This window comes from Nocardia spongicola (assembly GCF_047200775.1).
Lineage (GTDB): Bacteria > Actinomycetota > Actinomycetes > Mycobacteriales > Mycobacteriaceae > Nocardia.
Genome location: NZ_JBJZOO010000084.1, coordinates 1 through 259, shown reverse-complemented (window position 1 = coordinate 259; position 259 = coordinate 1). Strand labels below are relative to the sequence as shown.

1 protein-coding gene is annotated in these 259 nt (G+C 64.1%); it reads right to left on the bottom strand.

Annotation, left to right across the window (positions count from 1 at the left end):
- On the bottom strand, positions 1-259 hold a 259-nt coding region (locus ACL02S_RS24310; RefSeq protein WP_412804817.1), incomplete at both ends, for a phosphopantetheine-binding protein.

Below are 259 nucleotides of genomic sequence, written 5' to 3'. Positions count from 1 at the left end.
CCGTCTCGTCGTCGGTGCCGAGGGTGGCGATATCGGCGAGTGCGGTGATGGTTCTGCGTTCGAAGACGTCGCGGGGGGTGATGAGGATGCCGCGGGTTTTGGCGCGGGAGACCAGTTGGATGGACAGGATGCTGTCGCCACCGAGGGCGAAGAAGGAATCGTCGACACCGATATCCTCGGTGCCGAGGACTTCGGTGAATACCTCGGTGAGGATGGTTTCGATCTCGGTGACCGGGGCCCGGAACTCGCGGGGAGCCAG